The sequence below is a fragment of the Arthrobacter sp. H20 genome (assembly GCF_000520515.1).
Taxonomy (GTDB): domain Bacteria; phylum Actinomycetota; class Actinomycetes; order Actinomycetales; family Micrococcaceae; genus Arthrobacter_D.
Window position 1 is genome coordinate 20,615 of the sequence record NZ_KI914716.1, and the last position, 24,562, is coordinate 45,176.

Genomic DNA, 24,562 nt, shown 5'->3' on the forward strand with positions numbered 1-24,562 from the left:
TATAGCTGATGCGCCAGCCGGTTTCTGGTGCCGAAGGGCCCCGCCGGTGGAAACCAGCGGGGCCCTGCTACGTTCTGCGGTCCTACTTGTGCTTGTTCTTCACCGGCCAGGGGCCGACCTTCTCCTTATTCGGGGTGTAACCGTCGGGGAGTTGCCCGGCGTCGGCAATGTCGCCCACCTTGTGCACCTTGATGGAGTTGGTCGATCCGGCCTGTCCGGGAGGCGAACCGACGGCAATAACCACCAGGTCATTAAGCTCTACCAGACCCTGTTCCAACAGGACTCGGTCCACCTGGGCAGTCATCTGATCGGTGTGCTCAACGAAGGGGACGAGCATGGGCTGAATGCCCCAGATCATGGACATCGAGTTGAGTGTTGACGCCACGGGGGTGAAGGCGAACACAGGCTTGCTCGGCCGCAGGCGCGACAAGCGCCGAGCGGAGTCACCAGACTGCGTGAAGGTACAGATGTACTTGGCGTCCAGCTGGTCGGCGATTTCCACTGCAGCTCGGGTGATTGCACCACCGCGGGTCTTGGGCTTGCTGCCCAGTGGCGGGACCCGGTCCAGTCCGTGCTTCTCAGTGGACTCGATGATATTGGCCATCATCTGCACCGTCTCGATCGGGTACTTGCCCACACTGGTTTCACCGGACAGCATGACTGCGTCAGCGCCGTCCAGCACCGCGTTGGCACAGTCGGAAGCCTCGGCGCGCGTCGGCCGGGGGTTGTCGATCATTGATTCAAGCACCTGGGTGGCAACGATGACCGGTTTGGCCCAGCGACGGGCAAGCTCGATAGCCCGCTTCTGCACAATGGGAACCTCCTCGAGCGGCAGTTCAACGCCAAGGTCCCCGCGGGCCACCATGATGGCATCGAACGCGTCGATGATCTCCTCGATGGCGTCCACAGCCTGGGGCTTCTCAACCTTGGCGATGACGGGGACGCGGCGTCCCTCTTCATCCATGATCTCGTGCACACGGACGACGTCGGACGCGTTCCGGACGAAGGACAGCGCCACCATGTCGACGCCGCGCTGGATTGCCCAGCGGAGGTCGGCCTCATCCTTGTCGCTCATCGCTGGGACACTCACAGCGACGCCGGGCAAATTGATTCCCTTATTGTTCGATACCGCGCCGCCGACTGTCACCACTGCAACCACCTTGACGTCGTCGACCGCTGTGGCCCGCATGGCTACCTTGCCGTCGTCGATCAGCAGGGTATCCCCCACATTGACGTCCTGTGGCAGCCCCAGGTGGGTGGTTGAGCAGATCTCCTGGGTGCCCGGGATGTCCTCGGTGGTGATGGTGAAGGTGTCGCCGGGGGCCAGCACGTGTGGGCCGTCGGCAAAGCGTCCGAGGCGGATCTTGGGCCCCTGCAGATCGGCGAAGATCGCGACCGGGCGACCGAGTTCCTTCGAAGCCTGCCGCACATACTCGTAGGTCTGGTTGTGGACCGTGTGATCGCCGTGGCTCATGTTCATCCGGGCAACGTCCACACCGGCTTTCAACACCGCCATAGTGTTCTCATAGCTCGCAATCGCGGGGCCGAATGTTGCAACAATTTTTGCGCGTCTCATGGAACCTAGCCTAGTCGTCTTGTAGTAGGTGTTGTTGGGTGCGCGGCAGCCTGCCCGCGACTAAGTGCACTCAGAGCACTGCCATGGCACGGTCGGTGGGAGCCACCGGCGCTGGCAGTTTGGTTTCCCCCATCAGCCACTGATCCACCGCCGCGGCGCAGGCGCGCCCCTCCGCAATGGCCCAGACAATCAGCGACTGTCCGCGGCCGGCGTCGCCAGCCGCAAAAATCCCGGGCGTGTTGGTCATGTAGTAACCGTCCCGGCCAATGTTGCCGTGCTCGTCGAAAGCCGCCTGCACCTGCTCGGTGATACCTGCCGGCTCCGGCCCGGTGAATCCCAGGGAAAGGAACACGAGGTCTGCGGGGATGTTGCGCTCGGTACCAGCCTTCGGCACCCGACGGCCATCAACAAACTCGGTCTCGGCCACCCGGATGGCTGTCAGCTTGCCGTTCTCCCCCACGAACTCCACTGTGGAAGCCAGATAGGTTCGTTCACCGCCTTCCTCGTGGGCGCTGGCGACTTCGAACAGGGTGGGGAACGTGGGCCATGGCTGGTGCGCGGCGCGGTCTGCTGGCGGCTGCTGTCCAATGGCCAATGTTGTGACTGATGCTGCATGCTGCCGGTGGGCGGTGCCCAGGCAGTCTGCCCCTGTGTCCCCGCCACCCAGGATCACCACGTGCTTGTCCTGCGCATCGACCTGGTGCTCGACGACGCCGCCGGCACTCACCCGGTTCGCCTGCACCAGGTAGTCCATGGCGAAGTGGACCCCCTCAAGCTCCCGGCCAGGAATGGGCAAGTCACGGGGGATGGTGGCACCGGTGGCTACCACCACTGCGTCGTAGCGGCGGCGCAGCTGGTCCCAGCTGATATCCCGACCAACTTCGACGCCGGTCCTGAACCGGGTGCCCTCAGCACGCATCTGCTCGAGGCGCCGCTCCAGATGGTGCTTCTCCATTTTGAAGTCGGGGATCCCGTAGCGCATGAGCCCGCCGACCTTATCGTCACGTTCATACACAGCGACTGTATGCCCGGTCCGGGTCAGCTGCTGCGCAGCGGCCAGGCCCGCAGGCCCTGAACCGACCACGGCGATGGTCTTGTCAGTGAGCCGCTCCGGCGGGTGTGCCTCGACCCAGCCCTCGGCGAAGGCCTCATCGATGATCGACACCTCCACCTGCTTGATGGTGACCGGAGGCTGGTTGATCCCCAGCACACAGGAGGCTTCGCAGGGTGCAGGACACAGCCGACCAGTGAACTCGGGAAAATTGTTGGTGGCGTGCAGCCGCTCAATCGCTTCCCGGCCCTTGTCCCGGTAGGTCAGATCATTCCATTCAGGGATCAGGTTACCCAGCGGGCAGCCCTGATGGCAGAACGGGACACCGCAGTCCATGCACCGCCCGGCCTGTGCTTTGAGAACGCCCTTCTCCTGCGCCTCGTAAACCTCTTTCCAGTCCATAATCCGCACCGGCACGGGCCGGCGGGGTTGGGTCTGGCGTTCGCGTACCTTCATGAATCCGCGTGGATCACCCACCGGTTACCTCCAAGATTCGGGTCCAGGCTTCTTCACCGTCAGGGTCGAGGCCATCTTCGATTGCCGCCGCCCGGGCATCAAGGACAGCAGCATAGTCACGCGGCAGCACCTTGGTGAGCCGGGTGATCGTGTCCTCAAAATTGTCCAACAGGTGCACCGCAAGGGTTGATTCGGTCTCTTCCACGTGCTTGATCATCAGCTGGCGCACAATCTCGATGTCCTCAGCGTCGAGGTCGACAAGCCGCAGCTCGCCGTTCTCCAGGCTCTGAATGTTCATCTGTCGCCGGTTGAGATCGAGCACGTAGGCGGTACCGCCGGACATGCCAGCCCCGAAGTTCCTGCCGGTCCGTCCCAGAATCAGGGTCTGCCCGCCAGTCATGTACTCGCAACCATGGTCTCCGATGCCCTCGACAACTGCTGTCGCACCCGAATTGCGCACCAGGAAACGCTCCCCCACCTGGCCTCTGAGGAAGATCTCACCGCTGGTCGCGCCGTAGCCGATCACGTTCCCGGCAATGACGTTGCGATCGGCAGCGAACACGTTGGAGCGGTCCGGCCGTACGATGATACGGCCGCCGGAGAGTCCCTTGCCCACGTAGTCATTCGAGTCGCCGAACAACCGCAGCGTGATGCCCGCCGGCAGGAAAGCGCCGAGCGACTGGCCCGCCTGTCCTGTCAGCGTGACGTCGATGGTATCGGTGGCGAGGGTGTCCACGCCGAACCGTCGGGTCACCTCGTGGCCCAGCATGGTCCCCACCGATCGGTCCGTGTTGACCACGTTAACCGAGATCCGCACCGGCGCGCGGCTCTCCAACGCGTCGGCGCTCATCTCCATCAGACGATTGTCGAAGTGCTGGTCAAGATCATGATTCTGGGTAGTCATGTTGCGCATCGGCGCATCATCGCCGAACTCGTTGCCCCGCAGAATCGGGTCAAGGTCGAGCCCATCGGCTTTCCAGTGGTCGATTGCCTTCCGGGCATCGAGGAACTCGCTATGGCCGATTGCCTCTTCGATGGACCGGAAGCCCAGCCCGGCCAGAATCTCCCTGACCTCTTCAGCGAGGAATTCGAAGAAGTTGACCACAAACTCGGGCTTACCGGAGAACCTGCTGCGCAGCTCGGGGTTCTGTGTTGCTACTCCCACCGGACAGGTGTCCAGGTGGCAGACGCGCATCATGATGCACCCCGAGACCACCAGCGGCGCCGTAGCGAAGCCGAACTCCTCACCGCCGAGCAGGGCGGCAATCACTACATCGCGCCCCGTCTTGAGCTGACCGTCCACCTGGACCACCACGCGGTCGCGAAGCCCATTGAGCATCAGGGTCTGCTGCGTTTCAGCCAGCCCCAGCTCCCAGGGGACGCCAGCATGCTTGAGGGAATTCAAGGGGCTGGCACCGGTGCCACCGTCGTGCCCGGAGATCAGGACGACGTCGGCCTTGGCCTTGGTCACTCCCGCAGCCACTGTGCCAATCCCCACTTCGGAGACCAGCTTGACGTGGACGCGTGCTGAGGGGTTTGACCGCTTCAGGTCATAAATGAGCTGGGCAAGGTCCTCGATGGAATAGATATCGTGGTGCGGTGGCGGGGAGATCAGCGCCACGCCAGGAGTTGAGTGCCGGGTGCGTGCTATCCAGGGGTAGACCTTCTGGCTCATCAGCTGGCCGCCCTCGCCGGGCTTTGCCCCCTGAGCCATCTTGATCTGGATGTCCTGGGCATTGCTGAGATACAGACTGGTCACACCGAATCGCCCCGAAGCGACCTGCTTGATTGCTGATCGGCGCTCCGGGTCGAGCAGCCGATCGACGTCCTCGCCGCCCTCACCGGTGTTGGATTTGCCGCCCAGCCGGTTCATGGCGATGGCCAGCGTTTCGTGGGCTTCCTGGGAGATGGACCCATAGCTCATGGCACCCGTGGAGAACCGCTTGACGATGCTGGAGACCGGTTCCACCTCGTCGATGGAAATCGGCTCCCGCACTCCGTCCCTGAACTGAAGGAGACCGCGCAGGGTCATCAGTTCCTTGGACTGGTCATCAATACCGCTGGTGTACGCCTTAAAGATGTCATAGCGCCGCTCTCGGGTGGCATGCTGGAGCCGGAACACCGTTTCTGGGTTGAACAAGTGGGGCGGGCCTTCGCGGCGCCACTGGTATTCGCCGCCGTTGTCGAGGCTCCGGTGTGGGTCTTCGATACCATCCTCGGGGTAGGCGCTGGCATGGCGAGCGGCTGTCTCGGCCGCCACCACATCCAGCCCGACGCCTCCGAGCTGTGTCTGGGTGCCGTGGAAGTACTCGTCAACCAGTTCTTGGCCGAGACCAAGCGCCTCGAAGGTTTGCGCCCCGCAGTAGGAGCCGACAGTGGAGATCCCCATCTTCGACATGATCTTCAGGACGCCCTTGCCGAGACCTTTGATGAGGTTGGCGACGGCCTGCTCGGCGGTGACGCCGACGACGTCGCCGTTGCGGACCAGTTCCTCGCAGCTCTCCATTGCCAGATACGGATTAATTGCCGAGGAACCGTAGCCGATCAGGGCTGCCACATGGTGGACCTCCCGCACGTCTCCGGCCTCGACCACCAGTGAGGTCTTGGTCCGGTTGGCACTCTTGAGCAGGTGGTGGTGGACAGCGCTGGTGAGCAGCAGAGAGGGAATTGGCGCCCACTGAGCATTCGAGTCACGATCCGAAAGCACCACGTACTGGATGCCCCGGTTGATGGCACTGGAGACCTGTTCACAGATTTCCGCGAGCCGGGCCCGCAGCGACGCCTCCCCACCCTCGGGCCGGTAGAGGCCCCGTACCTTCATGCTGACGCGTTCGCCGTCGTCGTTGGAGAGATTCGCAATCTTCGCCAGCTCATCGTTGTTGATCACGGGGAAGCTGAGCCCCAGCTGCCGGGCGTGCACCTGTTTGGTGGAGAGCAAGTTGCCGTTCGGGCCGATCGAGGCCCGCAGGGAGGTGACCAGCTCCTCGCGGATCGAATCCAGCGGCGGGTTGGTGACCTGCGCAAAGGACTGCACGAAGTAGTCGAAAAGCAGCCGGGGGCGCTTGGACAGCACGGCTACCGGGGTATCCGATCCCATCGCTCCCAGTGGTTCGGCGCCAGCCTTGGCCATCGGACCCACAAGAATACGCAGTTCCTCCTGGGTGTACCCGAAGGTGCGCTGGCGCCGGTTGATTGACGCCTTGGTGTGCAGGACGTGTTCCCGCTCGGGGAGGTCCTTCAAATGCAGCAGGTTGTCCTTGACCCACTCGCCCCAGGGGTTCGCGGAGGCGACCTCGGCCTTGATCTCCTGATCCTCGATCACCCGGCCTTCCTCGGTGTCGACCAGGAACATCTTGCCCGGGGACACGCGGCCCTTGTGGACCACCTTGGAGGGTTCGATGTCGATCACTCCCACCTCGGAGGCGAGTACCACCAGCCCATCCTCCATCACCCAGTAGCGGGCCGGGCGGAGTCCGTTGCGGTCCAGCACCGCTCCGACCAGGGTGCCGTCGGTGAAGGACACGGCGGCCGGTCCGTCCCACGGTTCCATCAGCATTGAGTGGTACTGGTAGAACGCCCGTCGGGCGGGGTCCATCGTTGAGTGGTTTTCCCATGCCTCCGGGATCATCATCATGATGGCGTGGGTAATCGGCCGCCCGGACAGCATCAGGAGCTCGGCCACCTCATCGAACGACGCCGAGTCCGAGGCACCGGGGGTGCAGATGGGGAACAGCTCCTCGGGGTCGTCTCCGAGGAGGCTATGGGAGAGCTGCGATTGGCGGGCACGCATCCAGTTGCGGTTGCCCTTGACCGTGTTGATCTCGCCGTTGTGGGCGATGGTCCTGAACGGCTGGGCCAGTGGCCAGGACGGAAACGTGTTGGTGGAGAACCGGGAGTGGACAATGCCAAGTTTGGTTTTGAACCGCGGGTCGGACAGATCCGGATAGAACGGCTCCAGTTGGGCTGTGGTGAGCATCCCCTTATAGACCATGGTCTTCGAGGACAACGAGGGGAAGTACACGCCGAGCTTGTTCTGGGCGCGTTTCCGCACCCGGAAAGCCAGTGCATCGATATCGACGGTTTCGGCAGCGCCGTCACCTGGCGCAGTCGGTGACAGGAAGAGCTGGACAAACTGCGGCATGCAGGCTCGGGCCATTGCGCCGACGAGGTCAGCCTGGATGGGCACATTTCGCCACCCGAGAACCGTCATCCCCTCCGACTCGGCGATCGCCTCCAGCCCGGCGCGCGCTGTCTGTTCCTCGCGTCCCTCGGCAGGGAGGAACGCGGTCCCGACGGCGTAGTGCCCTGCGGGTGGGAGGTCGAAGTCAACGACTGCCCTGAAGAACTCGTCCGGCACCTGGGTCAGCAGACCTGCCCCATCACCGGTCCCCTCATCGGCGCCCACCGCGCCGCGGTGTTCCAGGTTACGCAGGGCGGTCAGCGCATGGTCGACGATGTCGTGACCGGGTTCACCACGAAGGGTGGCAATGACGGCCAGGCCACACGCGTCCTTCTCATTTTCGGGGTTGTAAAGTCCGGTGGCCTCAGGAATGTTCGAGAACCGGTCGAAGGGAGACTCGACAGCAGGACTGGCGACGTCGGACGCCGCCTTAGGGTAAGTGGCGTCCTGAGCGATCGACTGGGTCTGCTCGGCTGCAGAGGTTGCAGCAGCAGATTCGTCAACTGTTGAAGTGCCGGCGGTGGAATCACCGGTTGTAGGAACGATCATAGGTAGAGTCCTTCCCCCAGAATGGAGCGTCGGGAGGGGACGGCCTTGGCCCCAGGTGTGCAACCCTCTCCGGGCTGAGCACTACACGAACTTATAGACGATTCTATGGCTTGGCTGACGCTTCCCCCATGTTCTGGGGACAACGATTGCAGAACGAACGGGCCCTGGTGTGCCCGGCCATAGTCGGTGCGCCGGAAGTGGGGTGTTCCGCCGAGGCGCCGCGGCCACGTCGCTGTGGCGATGAGTCCAGTGTGGGCGGTGGCCCTGGACGCTAGGGGTGGGAATCCTTATCCCTTGGCTTTTCAGAAGAGGCTTCCTTTTCGGGAAGGTTTTCCTGGCTGCCGTTTGTTTCGACGAGATTACCACGGGTAGTGGATTTCGTTTCCCCCGTGTCTGTCAGATGGGCTTCGCCGTCGGCATCGGCGGTTCCGGGAACTGGTTCCCGACCAGGGAGGTACAGCGACGGCGCGTCGGCACCCTTGCGCTTCATACCCAGGTAGACCAGGACAGCTATCGCACCCACTAGAACCAGGATGCTGGTCCACACGTTGAGGCGCTGGGTGACACCGAAGAACGTGACCAGCTCGGCGTCGTCAATCCGGAGCGCTTCGATCCAGACCCGGCCCGCTGTGTAGAAGGCCGCGTAGGCCCAGAACATCATGCCGCCGCGTAGACCGAACCGCTTGTCGAGCAGCAATAGGAGCGCGACGCCGGCGAGGTTCCACAGCAGCTCGTACAGGAAGGTGGGGTGGAAGAGGGTGTCGACCGGCAGGCCATCGGGGAAGTTTTGGTTCTCAGGGTCGATTTCCAGCCCCCAGGGCAGGGTGGTCGGTGACCCGAAGAGTTCCTGGTTGAACCAGTTACCCAACCGCCCCACGGCCTGCGCTAGCAGAATCCCGGGTGCTGCGGCATCGGCGAAAGCACTCAGGCGGACCCCTGACCTGCGGCACCCGATCCAGGCGCCGACAGCGCCGAGGGCAATGGCACCCCAGATACCCAAACCACCCTCCCAGATCCGTGGGATGCGGGACAGGTCTCCGTCGGGCCCGAAGTAGGCGTCAGGTGAGGACACCACGTGATAGAGCCGTCCGCCGAGGATGCCGAACGGGATCGCCCAGATCGAAACATCCCAGATGACATCCGGGTTGCCGCCGTACCGCTTCCACCGGGCTACAGTGAGCAGGAGCGCCAGGACAATGCCCGCCAGAATGCACAGGGCATAGGTGTAGAGAGTGAGCGGCCCAAGGCTGATCGATGCCCACTCCGCTGGCGGGCTGGGGATACTGGCGGGAAGCGCCCCGATGGTGCTCACGATATGCATGGGTTAGTTCTTTCCCGTTCCGCTACGAAGATCCTTGGTCAGTTCCGCGATGGCCGCGACCCCGCCGTCGCGCAGGGCGGCGACGAGTGCTGTCCCAACGATCACCCCGTCCGCATACGCAGCAATCTCCTTGACCTGGGCGGCGGTGGAGACCCCCAGTCCCACGCAGGCGCGTTCAGCACCCGCGCCATGGGCGGCGTCGACGACGGCGTGTGCCGCCGAGCTGACAGCCGTACGGGCGCCGGTGATGCCCATGATTGACACGGCGTAGACGAATCCGCGGCTCGCCTTGACTGTGCGCTCCATCCGTTCAGGGCTGGTGGACGGCGCCACCAGGAAGACCCGGTCCAGACCAAATTCATCGGAGGCTGCCAACCACTCGCCGGCCTCATCCGGGATGAGGTCAGGAGTAATCAGTCCCGCTCCCCCCGCCTCGTGCAGGCGCCTGGCGAATTCGCGGACGCCCAGCTGCATCACCGGGTTCCAATAGGTCATTACCAGAACAGCTGCGTCTGTCTGGGACGTGATACCGGCGACAATGTCGAAGATCTTCTCGACGGTGAACCCGTTCTGGAGGGCCTGCACGGTGGCTTCCTGAATCACCTGGCCGTCCATCACCGGATCCGAGTAGGGGATCCCAATTTCGATCAGGTCCACCCCATTCTCGGCCATGGCAAGCGCCGCATCGATAGTGGTCTGGACATCGGGGAACCCTGCCGGGAGATAACCGATCAGCGCGGCGCGACCGGCTCCGCGGGCCCGGTCAATCGCCGCGGCGGCTTTGCTGGTGGTCTGGGTGGTCACAGCTGTTCCCCGTCCTTCCCGATGTCGGATTCAGCGCTGTCGTCTGGCAACAGGTCAAAAAATTCGGCGGCAGTTGCTACGTCCTTGTCACCGCGGCCAGAGAGGTTGATCAGCACGATCTTCTCTGCTGGGTCCCCACCCTCGGCGGCGAGGCGCTGGCCCACCTTCATGGCGCCCGCGAGGGCGTGAGCTGTCTCGATAGCTGGAATGATTCCCTCGCTGCGGCACAGGACCCGGAAAGCGTCCATAGCTTCGGCATCGGTGATGGGTGCATAGCTGACCCGCCCAATGTCGGCCAGGTAAGCGTGTTCGGGCCCAACACCCGGGTAGTCGAGGCCAGCAGAGATGGAGTGCGATTCGATGGTCTGGCCGTCGTCGTCCTGCATCAGGTAGGAGCGGGCGCCGTGCAGCACACCTGGACGTCCCAGACTGATGGTCGCAGCGTGGCGGCCGGTTTCGACGCCGTCTCCACCGGCTTCGAAGCCGTAGAGGGCTACTCCTGGGTCGTCAAGGAACCCGTGGAACATGCCGATCGCGTTCGACCCGCCGCCGATGCAGGCGCACACTGCGTCAGGCAGCTTTCCGGTTTCGGCCAGCATCTGTTCGCGGGCCTCTTCGCCGATGACTTCGTGGAAGTACCTCACCATCGAGGGGAACGGGTGGGCTCCGGCGGCGGTGCCGAGAAGGTAGTGGGTACTGTCGACGTTGGCAACCCAATCACGAAGTGCCTCGTTGATGGCGTCCTTGAGGGTCTGTGACCCGCTGGTGACCGGGACAACTGTGGCACCCAGCAGTTCCATCCGGGCGACGTTCAGCGCCTGGCGTCGGCAGTCTTCGGCCCCCATGTAGACAACGCATTCAAGGCCCATCAGCGCCGCGGCGGTGGCGCTGGCCACCCCATGCTGACCCGCGCCGGTTTCGGCAATGACACGGGTCTTACCCATGCGCTTGGCAAGCAGGGCCTGGCCCAGCACGTTGTTGATCTTGTGGGACCCGGTGTGGTTGAGGTCCTCACGCTTGAGGAACACCCGCACACCGCCGGCATGCTCGGCAAAGCGCTTCGCTTCCGTGAGCAGGGACGGTCGGCCAGCGTAGGTCCGGTTCAGCTCGGCCACCTGGGCGGTGAACTCTGGATCAGCCTTGGCCTTCTCGAAGGTGTCCTGCAGCTCGTCCAGGGCAGCGATCAGCGACTCAGGCATCCACCGGCCGCCGTACTCGCCAAAGTACGGTCCGGGTGCGTGGCGGAGGCTGTCCGTCGGGTTGAGGAAAGCGTCAGCGGTACCCTCGGTCACCTCGGTGGGTGCGTTGGCTGTCTGTGGCGATTCGGTCATGAGCTTGCCTGTCCTTTTGTGGTGGTGTGCTGCGTACCGGTAACTAGGCGCCCAGCTGGTTCTGGAGCGCCAGGTGCGCTCTGCGGCCGGCGTCGAGGAACGCGGCGATAGTGTCTTCAGGGTTGTCGTGACGGACCAATGCCTCGCCGACGAGAATGGCGTCCGCTCCGTCAGCAGCGAACCGCCCGACGTCGGCCACGTCCCGCACTCCGGATTCGGCGACGATCACTGTGCCGTCCGGAATCCCGGCGGCCAGTGGCGCGAACACTGAACGGTCGATGTCGAGGGTCTTGAGGTTCCTGACGTTGATCCCGATGATCCTGGCCCCAACCGCAACGGCCCGCTCGACTTCGGCGCTCGTGTGGGTTTCCACCAGGGCGTTCATGCCGAGGTCGTGGGTCAGTGCCAGGAAGCCGCTGAGTTCGTCGTCAGTGAGCGCCGCGACGATCAGCAGGATCAGGTCGGCGCCGTGGGCACGGGCCTCCCAGATCTGGTACTCGTCAACTGTGAAATCCTTGCGCAGGAGTGGAAGGTCGACTGCCGCGCGTACCGAGTCGAGGTCCGCGAGGGAGCCCCCGAATCGACGGCTTTCGGTCAGGACGCTGACGACTGCTGCCCCACCAGTTTCATACCGCGCTGCCAACCCGGCAGGATCGGCGATGTCAGCCAGTGCGCCCTTGGAGGGGCTGCGGCGTTTCACCTCGGCGATGAGCGTGATCCCCGAGCCGTCTGAGTGCAGGGCTGCGAACGCATCACGAGGCTTGGGAGCGGCAGCGGCGTCCCCGCGCAGTTGCTCCAGAGGCCGTGCAGCAACGCGGGGCGCGAGGTCCTCACGCACTCCCGCAATGATGTCGTCGAGAACGCTCACCTAGTCGTCTTTCTCGTTCAGTCGTGAACCGCCAACACCGAAGCCTGCCCGCTTCATGACGAATCCGGCAGCCAAACCAACAACCATCACTGCGATACCGATCCAGAACAGCACAGTGCCGGCGGTGAAATTTCCCTCGGTGCTGGAAAAGACGTACGCGAAGGAGGAAACGGCGGCGCCAGCCAGCATGATCAGGACGCAGGTCCAGGCGGCGGGGCTATTGCCGTGCCCGAGAGTCTCGTCGTGCATCGATGCATGGTTTTCGATTGAATTTTCCGGATGCTCTGTCGAGGCGTTCCGGGTTGCTGCGTTGGCTGTGGCGTCTTTGGCCATGGTGACTCTCCTTGAAACTGGTCTGTTGTCCATTCTGCCATTAGTTCAGGGCGACCGCGGTCTGCCCTCACTCCATTAGCCGGTGGGATCTTTTCCCTTGGTGAGCTGGTCCCAACTGTCGATCTCATCCGAGTGTGCGGTGGTCTTCCGCGCCGTCGGGTTCTCGGCTGTCACTTTGTCGTATCGTGTGGACCGGTTCCAGCTGCGGCCGGCGAGGAGCATCCACACGGCAGTGGCGATCAACAGCACGCCTGCAACCGCAGCCAGCCACGGGAAAGCACTCAGGATGAGCTCGGCACCACTATTGGTGCTGACGCCAATTGCCTCACCAATGGCCGGTGCCGCGGCACCGGTGGGGTCAGCGATCACCAGAAGACTGTTCCAGGTAATGCCGACGCCAGCGATGAGGAGGATAGCGACCACCAGCACCCTGGCAATCCGCCCGGCAATGGAGACAGCCAACGCTGCGGCCAACGCGACGAGGGCGAAGGCGGTGACGGCTGTCGCAGCGTCGCTTCCCGGGATCTGTAGATCGGGTGTCTGGACGGCGTCCTGGGGCAGGATCACTGTCAGCCAGGTCTGGGTGGTACTCGCAAAGGCAGCGAGGGACAACAGCACAGTGGCCAGGATGACTGTGCCCTTGCGCTGCCAGGCGCGCTGGCCCTGCGGGGCGCCGCCCTCGTTGGTAGTGAGTGGTGTGGTGCTCATAGGACCTCCAACCCGTCCGGGGCGACGACGGTTCTCAGACTTGAAGCGATCAGTGCGGCCCGCAGCGGTGCTGCCGCCTTGTTGACCGTTTCCTGCGCTTCGTCCCCAGGGACCGAGTCAGCGACAATTCCGCCGCCGGCCTGGACATAGGCGCGTCCGTCCCGCAGCAGGGCCGAGCGGATGGCGATCGCCAGGTCCATGTCGCCGGCGAAGTCGAGGTATCCGACCACTCCGCCGTAGATACCGCGGCGGTGGGGTTCGACTTCGTCGATCAGGCGCAGCGCGCGGGGCTTGGGTGCACCCGAGAGTGTTCCGGCTGGGAAAGTCGCTGCGAGAACGTCGTAAGCAGTTTTGGTGGGGGCCAGGGACCCGACCACGGTGGAGACCAGGTGCATGATGTGGCTGAATCGCTCCACCTCCATGAACTGGGTGACGTCAACCGAGCCGGGGATACACACCTTCGAGATGTCGTTGCGTGCGAGGTCCACCAGCATCAGGTGCTCGGCGCGCTCCTTCTCATCGGCCAGGAGTTCCTCAGCCAGTGCCCGGTCCTGCTCCAGGGTCTGCCCCCGCGGGCGGGACCCAGCGATGGGGTGGGTGATGACGTCCTTGCCGGTGACGGTCACCAGTGCCTCTGGGGAGGATCCGACGATCGAGTATTCGCGGCCGTCCGCGTCCGCGAGGCTGAACAGGTACATGTAGGGGCTGGGGTTGGTGTTGCGGAGCACCCGGTAAACGTCCAACGGGGAGGCGTCGCAGTCGAGTTCGAAGCGCCGCGAAATGACCACTTGAAACACATCGCCGTCGACGATCGCCTGCTTGCCGCGCTCAATGGCGGCAAGATATTTGGACTTGTCCCAGCGCTCGTCGACTCGGGCCAGCAGTTCGGCGGTATCCACCGAACCGTGCTCCAGGACTGACACGGGCTGCTCCGCGGCTTCTCCCAGGGTGGTAAGCATTGACCGGATCCGCTGGACAGCATCGTGCCAGGCCTCGTCAACCCGCTCGCCCGACCCATCAAAGTTGATGGCGTTGGCCACCAGCGTGAGGGTCCCCTCGGAGTTGTCGTGCACAGCCATGTCGGTCACCAGGCACATGGCCAGCTCGGGCAGGAAAAGATCGTCCTCGGGTGGGCTGGTCAGCCGCTCCCAGTGGCGGACCGATTCCCAACCGATGAAACCGACCAGCCCCGAGGTGAAGGGTGGCAGGTGATCGAAACGGCGGGTGCGCAGCGCCTCGATGGTCTGGCGCAGGGCTTCCACCGGATTACCTGAGGTGGGCACCCCTGCGGGTGGCTCGCCCAGCCAGTGGGCTTCACCGCCGACGCTGGTGAGCGTCGCCCTGGAGTGGGCCCCGATGAACGAATACCGTGACCACACGCCTCCGACAGCCGCCGATTCCATCAGGAAAGTGCCGGGCTGCCCATCGGCGAGCTTGCGGTAAATAGCGATCGGCGTATGAGCGTCAGCAAGGACCTTCAAGTGCACCGGTACTACGCGGCGCTCGTTCGCGAGCTCGCGAAACTCGGCAAGGCTAGGGCTGATGACTCCAAGTTCCTGCATGCTATGTATGTTCTTTCAGCTGGCGGTGGAGGAAATCACTGTGGTGGCGTGACCGACGACGACGGCGAGGTTCCTGCCATCAAAACAGGTCCGGGTGCCGGTGTGGCACGCAGCACCCACCTGGTCGACGCGGATCAGGAGGGCGTCGCCGTCGCAATCCAGGGCTGCCGACTTGACCCACTGGATGTGCCCCGAGCTGTCCCCTTTGCGCCAGTAGGTGCCGCGCGACCTGGAGAAGAAGGTGACCCGCCCGCTGGTGAGCGTGCGCCGGAGCGCCTCGTCATCCATCCAGCCGAGCATGAGAACTTCGCCCGAATCGTGTTGCTGGATCACCGCGGCGACCAGACCGGCAGGGTCACGCTTCAGGGCTGCGGCAATTGCAGGGTCGAGGGTCGTCCCCTCGTGAGAATCGGGCGCTGGTGGGGTGTCGGTGTGTGATGGCATCGCTCCCGATTCTATCGCGCCTGCAGCACGTCACCTGACGCGCACTGGTAGGGCTTTTCGCCCAGCCGCCCGGCGGTTCCTAGTGCCAAGAAGCAGCGAATCTGCTAGTTTCAGCAGTGATGGAATACGTAGCACCGTCCCGAGAAGCCTTGGCCGAAACGCTTCTCGCAGCAGGGCCTCACTCGCCGACGCTTTGTGATGGTTGGCAGACCAAGGAGTTGGCAGCTCACCTGTACCTGCGGGAACACCGACCGGCAGTAGGTCTCGCCATGGTCATCAAGCCCCTGGCAGCCGTTTCGGACCAGTCGGTGCGCAAAATGGCTGCCACGGCTGAGTCAGCCGAAGGCTACAAAAAACTGGTCGGTGATTTCCGCGCCGGCCACCCCTTTTACTCCCCCATGAAGCGTTCCAGGTCCCTCGATGCCAGCGCAAACCTGATCGAGTATTTTGTGCACACCGAAGATGTCCGCCGCGCGCGGAGCCGGTGGGCACCCCGCGCGCTCGATGAGGACTACTCAAACGCTCTCTGGGACGAACTGATCAAACGGGCAGCCATCCTGTACCGCGGGGTGGATCTAGGCATCGTGCTGGTCCGGTCCGACGGTCCACGTCATGTAGCGAAGCGGGCCCCCGTGTCGGTGGCGATCAAGGGTGATCCAGGGGAACTGCTCATGCACGCCCACGGCCGCACCCGCCACGCGCTCGTCACGTTCGAGGGCCAGCCTGACGCCGTCGCGCTCCTGGACAGCGCCGAAGTAGGCCTCTAGACGCTCTCCCTAGCACCCCACACCCCCCGGCCGAAGAGTTAGATCTGGCGACGTCGGCGCTGCCGGCGTCGCCAGATCTAACTCTTGGGCGGGAGGTGTTAGCGGACCGGGAAGCCCGCGTCGCGGATGGCCTTCTTGACCTGGGCAATGGCATCCAGTGGCCCGAAGTGGAAGACCGAAGCCGCCAGGACCGCGTCGGCACCGGCCTGGACCGCCGGCGGGAAATGCTCGGGCGCTCCGGCCCCACCCGAAGCGATCAGCGGCACAGCGACCACTGCACGCACTGCCCTGATCATTTCAAGGTCAAACCCTGCCTTCGTACCGTCGGCATCGATCGAATTGAGGAGGATCTCGCCCACTCCTCGGTCCGCTGCTTCGCGGGCCCACTGGACGGCGTCGATTCCGGTACCCTGGCGGCCTCCGTGGGTGGTCACTTCAAAGCCCGACGGCGTCGTGCTGCCGGAGGTGCGGCGCGCATCAAGTGACAGCACCAGCACCTGTGCCCCGAAGTGGCTCGTGATCTCGTCGATGACCTCCGGACGGCTGACGGCCGCCGTGTTGATTGACGCCTTGTCGGCACCGAACCGCAGTAGCTTGTCGACGTCGGCGATGCCTCGGACTCCCCCGCCCACGGTCAGCGGGATAAAGACCTCCTCGGCGGTGCGGGCAACGACGTCGAAGGTGGTGTCCCGGTTCCCGGAGGACGCCGTCACGTCGAGGAAGGTCAATTCGTCGGCTCCGGCGAGGTCATAGCGATGAGCGAGTTCCACCGGATCGCCTGCGTCGCGCAGATCAGCGAAGTTGATGCCTTTGACTACCCGACCGGCGTCAACGTCGAGGCACGGAATGACGCGAATGGCTACACCCATGAGCGCGCTGCCCTAGACCCTGCACGCGTGGATGGTGCTGACCAGGATGGCGCGGGCGCCCAGCTCGTACAGCTCATCCATGATGCGGTTCGTCTGATTGCGCAGCACCATGGACCTGACGGCCACCCAGTCCGAGTCGCGAAGCGGCGAAACTGTTGGAGATTCCAGCCCCGGGGTCAGCACGGCCGCCGCGTCGACCAGGTCCTTGCGGATGTCGTAGTCCATCAGCACGTACTGTCGCGCGACGAGGACGCCCTGCAGCCGGCGGATCAGCACGTCGAGGCCAGCGGGGGCATCGCCGTTGCGGCCGATGAGAACTGCCTCACTGCGCAGGATGGGGTCACCGAAAATTTCCATTCCTGCGGCCTTGAGCGTATTGCCGGTCTCGACGACGTCTGCAATGGCGTCAGCGACGCCGAGACGCACCGACGACTCAACGGCGCCGTCGAGCCGCACCACATTCGCGTCGACTCCGTGGTCAGCCAGGTACCGGCGCAAGAGCCCGTCGTAGCTGGTAGCAAGGCGTTTGCCGTCCAGCTGGGCGACGCTGCTGAAGTGTCCAACGGGTCCGGCGAACCGGAAGGTCGAGGCGCCGAATCCCAGCGTCAGCCGCTCCTCGGCGTCGACGTCGGCGTCCAGGAACAGGTCACGGCCGGTGATGCCGACGTCAAGTGTTCCGGCTCCCACATAGACAGCAATGTCGCGGGGACGGAGGAAGAAGAATTCGACTCCGTTGTCCGGGTCTTCCAGGACCAGCTCGCGGGTGTCGCGGCGCTGGCGGTAGCCGGCCTCGGCGAGCATGGCGGAGGCCGATTCGGACAGGGCGCCCTTGTTGGGGACTGCTACACGAAGCATAGGGGTTCTTTCGCTGAAGTTTTCGATGGAGTCTGCTGCTGGTGGGACCTTAATCTGGGATGCGACGGTGGCTATAGATGCTTGTACACGTCGTCCAGCGTCAGACCCTTGGCGATCATCAGGACCTGCAGGTGGTAGAGCAGCTGGGAGATTTCCTCGGCGGCCGCCTCATCGGATTCGTACTCGGCTGCCATCCACACCTCGGCGGCTTCCTCAACCACTTTCTTGCCGATGCCATGCACACCTGAATCGAGTTCAGCGATGGTCCGCGACCCGTCTGGGCGGGCAACAGCTTTTGCGCTGAGTTCAGCAAAGAGTGTTTCGAAGCTTTTCACAATGCCAACGTTACTGGGTTGACGCCGCTGAGCCTCATTCGGCTGGTGCCGTGTGACGAAGCTCTACCCCTGCCACGCGTTGAGCACCGCCGCGGTGGTCAACGCCGCCGCCACCGATTCGTACCCCTTGTCCTCGCTGGATCCGGGCAGCCCCGCGCGGTCCAGCCCCTGCTGCTCGGTGTCGCAGGTCAGCACACCGAAGCCGATGGGTTTCCCGGTCCTCACGCTCACATCGGTCAGTCCCGAGGTGGCGGCCTGACAGACGTAGTCAAAGTGCGGGGTACCGCCGCGGATGACGACGCCGAGCGCCACCACCGCTTCCACATGTGGTGCCAGCCTGGCGGCGGCGACAGGCAGCTCGAAGCTGCCCGGGACCCGCACCACCACCGGCTCGATGCCAGCATCACGCGCGGCGCGCAGTGCGCCGTCGAGCAGCCCGTCCATAATCTGCGTGTGCCAGCTGGCGGCGACGATGGCGAGGCGCAGGTGCTTCGCTCCGGCAAGGTGGCTGAGGTCAATAGGTGGTGCGCCGTGGCCGCTCATGAAGTATCTCTTCTCGTGTGTGGGTGGTTAGCTCTGGTGGAGTTCGTGGTCAGCCAGGAGGGGCAGCTGATGGTTCAGCCGGTCCCGTTTGGTCATCAGGTAGCGCTGGTTCTCGGCCCGCGCGGGTACCTCCGAGGGCACCATTGCGGTGATCTCGATACCGTGCAGCAGGAGTTTGTCGCGCTTCTCGAGGTTGTTGCTCAGGAGTCGGATTGCGCCCAGGCCCAGCTGCTGGAGGATCGCGGCCGCGGCCTGGTAGTCCCTGGCATCGACCGGCAACCCGAGCTGTTCGTTGGCTTCGACAGTGTCTGCCCCCGCCTCCTGCAGGGCGTAGGCGCGCATTTTGTTGGCCAGACCGATCCCCCTGCCTTCCTGGCCGCGCAGGTAGAGCACTGTGCCACCCTGTTCGGCGACAAGGTGCAGTGCCTGTTCGAGCTGCTCGCCGCAGTCGCAGCGGAAGGAGGAAAAGACGTCCCCGGTCAGGCATTCGGAGTGCATCCGCACCAGGGGTGCCTCGTTCCCGGCGTCCTGCCCGCCGGATACTCCGTGCGAGGACAGGCTGAGGTGCTCAACCCCGGTGAGCTCGTCGGTCCAGGCTTGGGTGGCGAACTGTCCGAAGGCCGTCGGGAGGGAGACAACCGGCCCACCAGTGACGTTGGTTGTGTTCATCGTGGGTCCTTCTCTTCTGCGTCAAGGGTGCCAGGTTGCGTCAGGTGGCGCAGCAGATCCTTGATCGAGATCAGCGGCAGGTCATGGGCGTCAGCGAATGTCCGCAGCGCGGGCAGGCGCATCATGTGGCCCTCGTCGTGAACCAGTTCGGCGATCACCGCGGCTGGTTCCAGGCCAGCGAGGGCGCAGAGCTCCAGGCTCGCCTCGGTGTGGCCGGGGCGCTCCCCCACACCACCGGGCGCGCCACGCAGCGGGAACATGTGCCCCGGTCGCGTGAGGAGCGCCGAGGGCGTCGTCGGGTCAGCGAGCAGGCGGGCCGTGACTGACCGGTCCGCGGCGCTGATCCCGGTGGAAACGCCCATCGCTGCGTCGCAGGAGACGGTGTAGGCGGTCCCCTTGGCGTCCTGGTTGACGGCGGTCATCGGCGGCAGTTCCAGGCGGTCCGCGGCCGCAGCAGCAATCGGCACGCACAGCACACCCGAGGTGTACCTGACGGTCCAGCCCACCAGCTCCGGGGTAGCGAACTGGGCGGCGAAGATGATGTCACCCTCATTTTCGCGCCGCTCGTCATCGACGACGACGACGGCCCGGCCCGCGGCGATCGCTGCCACCGCCGTCGATACGGTGTCGAACCGGACAGCCTGGACTACCGAATCGGTGTTGCGGGCGCTCATCGCTGGGGCTCAGCGATGGTCGGCGGAACCGACGGCTTGTGGATCGCAGGTTTCTGGATGGGGATCGACTGGGTGTTCGGCGACTGCCATGCCGGCACCATGAAGCTCATGAGCCGTTCCGCGTACTTGGCCAGCACATCCATTTCCAGGTTCACTGAGTCGCCGGTCTGCTTCAGGCCCAGGTTGGTTTCCTGCAGGGTGGTGGGAATCAGCCCAACCTCGAACCAGGGATCGGGAGCAGAGACGGGGCTGACCGCGCTGACCGTGAGGGAGACGCCGTCGACGGTGATGGATCCCTTCTCCGCCGCATAGCGCGCCAAACGGGCCGGTAGGCCGAAACGCAGCCGATGCCAGGCGCCCTGGTTTTCCCGTTCCAGGAGGGTGCCAATGCCATCGACGTGGCCCTGGACCACGTGGCCGTCCAGCCGACCTGCGGCCGGGACGCAGCGCTCGAGGTTGACCGCGCTGCCGGCGGCCAGCGAGCCGGTAGTGGTCCGCAGCAGGGTCTCCCCCATGACGTCGACGGCGATCCGGCCGCTTTCGACGCGGGTTGCGGTGAGACAGACCCCGTTGACGGCGATCGACCCGCCGAGGCCCAGATTCTGACCTGTCGTCGGCGCGTCGAAGACGAGGACCGCGCTGGTTTGGTCGGCTGAGACGTCGAGTGAGACAACGCTGCCCTGTTCGGCGACTATTCCTGTGAACATGTGCTGGGTCCTTTACTACTGGGTGTCGTCTGAGGCGAAGCTGGCTGGTCGGCGGGTGCCGGGCTGAGGTGAAGGCGCACGTCATTACCGTGCTGGGCAACTGCAGCGCCTCCATGCGGGTCGAGGGCCCATCTTTTGGCGTCCCGAAGCGAGGCGACCCCCAGGGACTGGATGGCTGCAGCGCCGGAGCCGAGTAGCAGGGGCGCCTGGTAGATGAAGAGCTCATCCACCAGGCCTGCGGCGAGAAACGCGCTGGCGATCGTGGGACCACCTTCGATCATCAGGTGACCCACGCCGTCGTCGTACAGGAGTTTCGCCGCTTCGCTCGGATCGCGGGTGGTCAGCTGGCGGAACCGTCCCCCACGGATCGCTGAGTCACCGGGAACCCGGCGCAACCCCATGGCGACCCGCAGGGGCTGCCGGACAGCGTCGGACCCGTCGGGGTTCCGTGCTGACAGGACAGGATTGTCCGCAAACACGGTACCGGTGCCGACCAGGACGGCATCCGCGCGCGCCCTGATCAACTGTCCGTCGCCCCGTGACGGCTCACCGGTGATCCACTGGCTGGTGCCGTCGGCGGCGGCGACGCGCCCGTCGAGAGTCTGCGCAATCTTGAGCGTGATGAAGGGACGCCGCGCACTGGTGGCCTCCCGCCAGCGGTGATTCAGGCGGTGTGCGGCATCGGCGAGCAGTCCCCCAGCAGTGTCGACGCCGTGGGCGGTGAGCCAGCCGGCGCCCCCGGCGGCGGGACCGTGGACGTCGTCGGCGGCGAACAGTACGCGGGCGATCCCTGCCGAGGCAATAGCCTCGGTGCAGGGACCGGTACGCCCGGCATGGTTGCAGGGTTCAAGGGTGCAGACCAGGGTGCAACCGGTCAGGTCGGCCCGCTGCGTCCTGGCATCCGCTAGCGCATCGATTTCAGCGTGCGGGGTGCCTGCTCCCCTGTGATAACCGGAGCCGAGTGGTTGGAGGTGTTCATCGAGCACCACCGACCCCACCAGTGGGTTGGCCCCCCTGACACCCCGGCCAGCAAGCTCAAGGGCGCGCAGCATCGCTTCGGTTTCAGCGGCCGGCTCAGAGTTCTGCACTGTGTTCACCTGACCGTGGGATCGGGGAGGAGGACATCGACGCGGGGCTTGCTGCGGTCGCGGGCCCGCATCCAGACGAAGAACCCGATCAGTGTGAAGATTCCGTAGAACAGGTACATGAAGGCAGTGGCGTAGTATCCGGCGCTGAAGAGCAAAGGAACCCCGACGACGTCGACGGCTACCCAGATCAGCCAGAACTCGACCCAGCCCTTCGCCATGCCGATCGTGGCCAACAGCGAACCGACGAACGTCCAGGCATCAGCCCAGACCGGCTCATAGGAGCCGAGCATCCTGAACAGGGGGGTCAGGGCAACTGTTCCGACGACCATTGCGATCACCAGGGAGATCCGTGCGCGGCGGGGCGCCCATCGGGGCGTGACTGCGTGCCCGTCCGTCCGGTTACTGGCCCGCCATTGACGCCAGCCGTAGATCGCAACCGCAATGAACATGATTTGTCGACCGGCCTGGCCAAGGAGGTTCGCGGCGTCGGCTCCGCCAAAGAACGAGCCGAGGAAGACGGTAAGGAGCAGGACGTTGCCGATGATACCGGCGGGCCAGGCCCACAACTTCCGGCGCATCCCGCCGAGCGCGCTGAGGAGACCGAAGGCGTTGCCGATCACCTCACGGAGCAGAAGAGAGCTCCCGGCAACAGGAATCTGAGCGTCGAACAGCCACCCCAGAAAATCCATGTCGTTCCCTTATCTCGAGCGGTGGCTCCAGGGTGACGACAGAAACGGCCGGTGCTGCCTGCGGCGCGCGAAGGCGCCAACAAACCAGCACAGCCAAGGCTGCACGCGCTTCTCCCATCCAGACTTTAACTGTCGGTGCCGGAATTTCACCGGCTCAACCGTCAATTGCCAGTGCGGGTAGCACTGACTGCTGACGGGTCGCGGACTATCACCGCCGGTTCGGAATTACACCGACCCCGGAGCACGTTTGTGTGTATCAGTATTTCATAACCGGATTGGACACTGGTCCATTCCCGTCACCATCACAGCACTTCTCGGGGAGAAAGAACCCTAGTTCTTCTGCTCCACCTTGAAATCGACTCCGGCCTCCCGGCGCTGCTGCGCGGTGATCGGGGCTGGTGCCGCGGTAAGCGGGTCGAATCCACCACCGGATTTCGGGAACGCGATGACGTCGCGGATGGACTCGGTCCCGGCCATCAGCGCCACGACGCGGTCCCACCCGAACGCGATGCCGCCGTGAGGGGGCGCGCCGTACTTGAACCCTTCAAGCAGGAAGCCGAATTTCTCCTGCGCGTCCTCCTGGCTGATGCCCATCACTGAGAACACCCGTTCCTGCACATCCCGCTGGTGGATACGAATCGAGCCGCCACCGATTTCATTGCCGTTGCAGACAATGTCGTAGGCGTAGGCCAGTGCTGTCTCCGGATCCTTGTCGAAGGTATCCATGTACTCGGGCTTGGGTGAGGTGAAGGCGTGGTGCACTGCAGTCCACGCTCCCCCGCCGACTGCCACGTCACCGGCGGCGACTGCTGCCGACGCCGGCTCGAACATGGGTGCATCGACCACCCAGACGAATGCCCAGGCCAACGGGTCGATCAGGCCGGCGCGGTGGCCAATTTCGACGCGCGCAGCGCCGAGCAATGCGCGGGACGGGGCCTTGTCCCCGGCGGCAAAGAAAATGCAGTCGCCAGGGGTGGCGCCGACGGCTGCGGGCAGGCCCTCCCGCTCGGTGTCAGTGAGGTTCTTGGCGACGGGGCCGCGGAGGCTGCCGTCGTCGTCAACCAGAACGTAGGCAAGACCCTTTGCGCCGCGCTGTTTGGCCCATTCCTGCCAAGCATCGAGCTGGCGGCGCGGCTGCGAGGCCCCGCCGGGCATGACCACTGCACCGACGTAGGGCGCCTTGAACACGCCGAAGTCGGTGTCTTTGAAGAACCCGGTGAGCTCGGTCAGCTCAAGCCCGAAACGCAGGTCCGGCTTGTCCGAGCCGAACCGGGCCATCGCGTCGGAGTAGGTGATCCGCTGGATTGGGGTGGGGATCTCGACGTCGATCAGCTGCCACAGTGCCTTGACAAGGTTCTCGCCCAGGGCAATGACATCGTCCTGCTCAACGAAGCTGGCCTCGATGTCCAGCTGGGTGAACTCCGGCTGGCGGTCCGCACGGAAATCCTCATCACGGTAACACCTGGCAATTTGGTAATACTTCTCAAAGCCACCCACCTGAAGCAACTGCTTGAACAGTTGCGGGGACTGGGGCAGGGCATACCAGGAGCCGGGAGCCAGACGAGCCGGCACCACGAAGTCGCGGGCTCCCTCGGGGGTGGACCGGGTCAGAGTGGGAGTCTCAATTTCGACATACCCGTCCTGGTGCAGCAGCTCGCGGGCCACCCGGTTCGCCTCGGAGCGGAGCCGGAGGTTGGCGTTCGGCGCGGGCCGCCGCAGGTCGAGGTAGCGGTGCTTCAGCCGGGCTTCTTCGCCGACCTCGACGTGCTCGTCAATCTGGAACGGCAGGGGGTCAGAAGTATTGAGGATAGTAACCGTCTCGGCAATGACTTCAATGCCGCCGGTGGCGAGGGCTGGGTTCTCGTTACCCTCGGGCCGCTTCTCAACGGTGCCGGTGATCTGCAGGACGTACTCGTTGCGCAGTCCGTGGAACACTTCCTCTTCCCGGACCACCACCTGGGCGAAACCTGAGGCGTCACGCAGGTCGAGGAATGCAACACCGCCGTGATCTCGGCGGCGGGCTACCCAGCCTGCCAGGGTGACGGTGTGTCCAATGTGCTCGGTCCGTAGTGAGCCGAGGTCATGTGTGCGCAGCACAGCATTCCTTCCGGGTGGGGGTGCGGGGCATCAGTCGCTACCCGCATATGAAAAGATCGTCTCGTTCGAGTTTACCGGTGATACCG

The 24,562-nt window shown here is 64.4% G+C and carries 22 protein-coding genes and 1 riboswitch; of the genes, 1 reads left to right on the forward strand and 21 read right to left on the reverse strand.

Features of this window, described 5'->3' with window-relative positions; genetic code table 11:
• Positions 1–82 precede the first annotated feature (82 nt).
• From pyk to hisI, 11 genes are all read right to left on the reverse strand, one after another.
• A complete protein-coding gene (pyk, locus tag Y703_RS0104660; protein WP_026551775.1) occupies positions 83–1,576 on the reverse strand; it encodes a pyruvate kinase in 1,494 nt (497 codons plus the stop codon).
• Positions 1,577–1,646: 70 nt separating this feature from the next.
• Entirely contained in the window at positions 1,647–3,104 is a 1,458-nt protein-coding gene (locus tag Y703_RS0104665; protein WP_026551776.1) for a glutamate synthase subunit beta, read from the reverse strand.
• Positions 3,097–7,812, reverse strand: coding sequence for a glutamate synthase large subunit (gene gltB, locus Y703_RS0104670; protein WP_026551777.1), 4,716 nt, complete (start codon positions 7,810–7,812; stop codon positions 3,097–3,099). Before gltB ends, Y703_RS0104665 begins: the two co-directional genes overlap by 8 nt.
• Before the next feature lie 271 nt (positions 7,813–8,083).
• A complete protein-coding gene (gene lgt, locus Y703_RS0104675; RefSeq protein ID WP_026551778.1) occupies positions 8,084–9,133 on the reverse strand; it encodes a prolipoprotein diacylglyceryl transferase in 1,050 nt (349 codons plus the stop codon).
• Between the two features lie 3 nt (positions 9,134–9,136).
• Positions 9,137–9,937, reverse strand: coding sequence for a tryptophan synthase subunit alpha (gene trpA / locus Y703_RS0104680; protein ID WP_026551779.1), 801 nt, complete (start codon positions 9,935–9,937; stop codon positions 9,137–9,139).
• Positions 9,934–11,268 (reverse strand): tryptophan synthase subunit beta, encoded by a 1,335-nt coding sequence (trpB, locus tag Y703_RS0104685; RefSeq protein ID WP_026551780.1) that lies wholly within the window; start codon positions 11,266–11,268, stop codon positions 9,934–9,936. Before trpB ends, trpA begins: the two co-directional genes overlap by 4 nt.
• A gap of 43 nt (positions 11,269–11,311) precedes the next feature.
• Positions 11,312–12,136, reverse strand: coding sequence for an indole-3-glycerol phosphate synthase TrpC (gene trpC / locus Y703_RS0104690; RefSeq protein ID WP_026551781.1), 825 nt, complete (start codon positions 12,134–12,136; stop codon positions 11,312–11,314).
• Positions 12,137–12,469 (reverse strand): HGxxPAAW family protein, encoded by a 333-nt coding sequence (locus Y703_RS0104695; RefSeq protein ID WP_026551782.1) that lies wholly within the window; start codon positions 12,467–12,469, stop codon positions 12,137–12,139. It lies immediately after the preceding gene.
• A gap of 75 nt (positions 12,470–12,544) precedes the next feature.
• Entirely contained in the window at positions 12,545–13,177 is a 633-nt protein-coding gene (locus Y703_RS0104700; protein ID WP_026551783.1) for a Trp biosynthesis-associated membrane protein, read from the reverse strand.
• Positions 13,174–14,739: an anthranilate synthase component I gene (locus Y703_RS0104705; RefSeq protein WP_026551784.1), complete on the reverse strand. Its 1,566-nt coding sequence runs from the start codon at positions 14,737–14,739 to the stop codon at positions 13,174–13,176. Before Y703_RS0104705 ends, Y703_RS0104700 begins: the two co-directional genes overlap by 4 nt.
• 15 nt (positions 14,740–14,754) lie before the next feature.
• Positions 14,755–15,183: a phosphoribosyl-AMP cyclohydrolase gene (gene hisI, locus Y703_RS0104710; protein WP_026551785.1), complete on the reverse strand. Its 429-nt coding sequence runs from the start codon at positions 15,181–15,183 to the stop codon at positions 14,755–14,757.
• A gap of 119 nt (positions 15,184–15,302) precedes the next feature.
• Between hisI and Y703_RS0104715 the strand changes: the two genes are divergently transcribed.
• Complete coding sequence (locus tag Y703_RS0104715; protein WP_026551786.1) at positions 15,303–15,950, forward strand: TIGR03085 family metal-binding protein; 648 nt, start codon at positions 15,303–15,305, stop codon at positions 15,948–15,950.
• 98 nt (positions 15,951–16,048) lie between these two features.
• Here the strand turns inward: Y703_RS0104715 and hisF are convergent, their stop codons facing one another.
• The 10 genes from hisF to aspS form a co-directional block, all read right to left on the reverse strand.
• Positions 16,049–16,819 carry an imidazole glycerol phosphate synthase subunit HisF gene (hisF, locus tag Y703_RS0104720; RefSeq protein WP_026551787.1) on the reverse strand — a complete coding sequence of 257 codons (771 nt, stop codon included), beginning with the start codon at positions 16,817–16,819 and terminating at the stop codon, positions 16,049–16,051.
• Positions 16,820–16,831: 12 nt separating this feature from the next.
• Positions 16,832–17,674: an ATP phosphoribosyltransferase gene (gene hisG, locus Y703_RS0104725; RefSeq protein WP_026551788.1), complete on the reverse strand. Its 843-nt coding sequence runs from the start codon at positions 17,672–17,674 to the stop codon at positions 16,832–16,834.
• A 71-nt stretch (positions 17,675–17,745) separates the two neighbouring features.
• Positions 17,746–18,009 carry a phosphoribosyl-ATP diphosphatase gene (locus Y703_RS0104730; protein ID WP_019482421.1) on the reverse strand — a complete coding sequence of 88 codons (264 nt, stop codon included), beginning with the start codon at positions 18,007–18,009 and terminating at the stop codon, positions 17,746–17,748.
• 63 nt (positions 18,010–18,072) lie between these two features.
• On the reverse strand, positions 18,073–18,552 hold the full coding sequence (ribH, locus tag Y703_RS0104735; protein ID WP_026551789.1) for a 6,7-dimethyl-8-ribityllumazine synthase: 480 nt from the start codon (positions 18,550–18,552) through the stop codon (positions 18,073–18,075).
• Between the two features lie 27 nt (positions 18,553–18,579).
• Positions 18,580–19,221: a GTP cyclohydrolase II gene (locus Y703_RS18000; protein ID WP_035763888.1), complete on the reverse strand. Its 642-nt coding sequence runs from the start codon at positions 19,219–19,221 to the stop codon at positions 18,580–18,582.
• The gene (gene ribB / locus Y703_RS18005; protein WP_051427312.1) at positions 19,218–19,895 is read right to left on the reverse strand and encodes a 3,4-dihydroxy-2-butanone-4-phosphate synthase; all 678 of its coding nucleotides are present in this window, start codon (positions 19,893–19,895) and stop codon (positions 19,218–19,220) included. Before ribB ends, Y703_RS18000 begins: the two co-directional genes overlap by 4 nt.
• Entirely contained in the window at positions 19,892–20,602 is a 711-nt protein-coding gene (locus Y703_RS18010) for a riboflavin synthase (protein ID WP_035763890.1), read from the reverse strand. Before Y703_RS18010 ends, ribB begins: the two co-directional genes overlap by 4 nt.
• Complete coding sequence (ribD, locus tag Y703_RS0104750; RefSeq protein ID WP_253907940.1) at positions 20,587–21,690, reverse strand: bifunctional diaminohydroxyphosphoribosylaminopyrimidine deaminase/5-amino-6-(5-phosphoribosylamino)uracil reductase RibD; 1,104 nt, start codon at positions 21,688–21,690, stop codon at positions 20,587–20,589. The genes Y703_RS18010 and ribD overlap by 16 nt, the downstream gene beginning before the upstream one ends.
• Before the next feature lie 5 nt (positions 21,691–21,695).
• Positions 21,696–22,379, reverse strand: a complete 684-nt coding sequence (pnuC, locus tag Y703_RS0104755) for a nicotinamide riboside transporter PnuC (protein WP_026551791.1) — start codon at positions 22,377–22,379, stop codon at positions 21,696–21,698.
• Positions 22,380–22,480: 101 nt separating this feature from the next.
• Positions 22,481–22,628: riboswitch (FMN riboswitch) on the reverse strand.
• Positions 22,629–22,709: 81 nt separating this feature from the next.
• Positions 22,710–24,476 carry an aspartate--tRNA ligase gene (gene aspS / locus Y703_RS0104760; RefSeq protein ID WP_026551792.1) on the reverse strand — a complete coding sequence of 589 codons (1,767 nt, stop codon included), beginning with the start codon at positions 24,474–24,476 and terminating at the stop codon, positions 22,710–22,712.
• Positions 24,477–24,562: the final 86 nt, after the last annotated feature.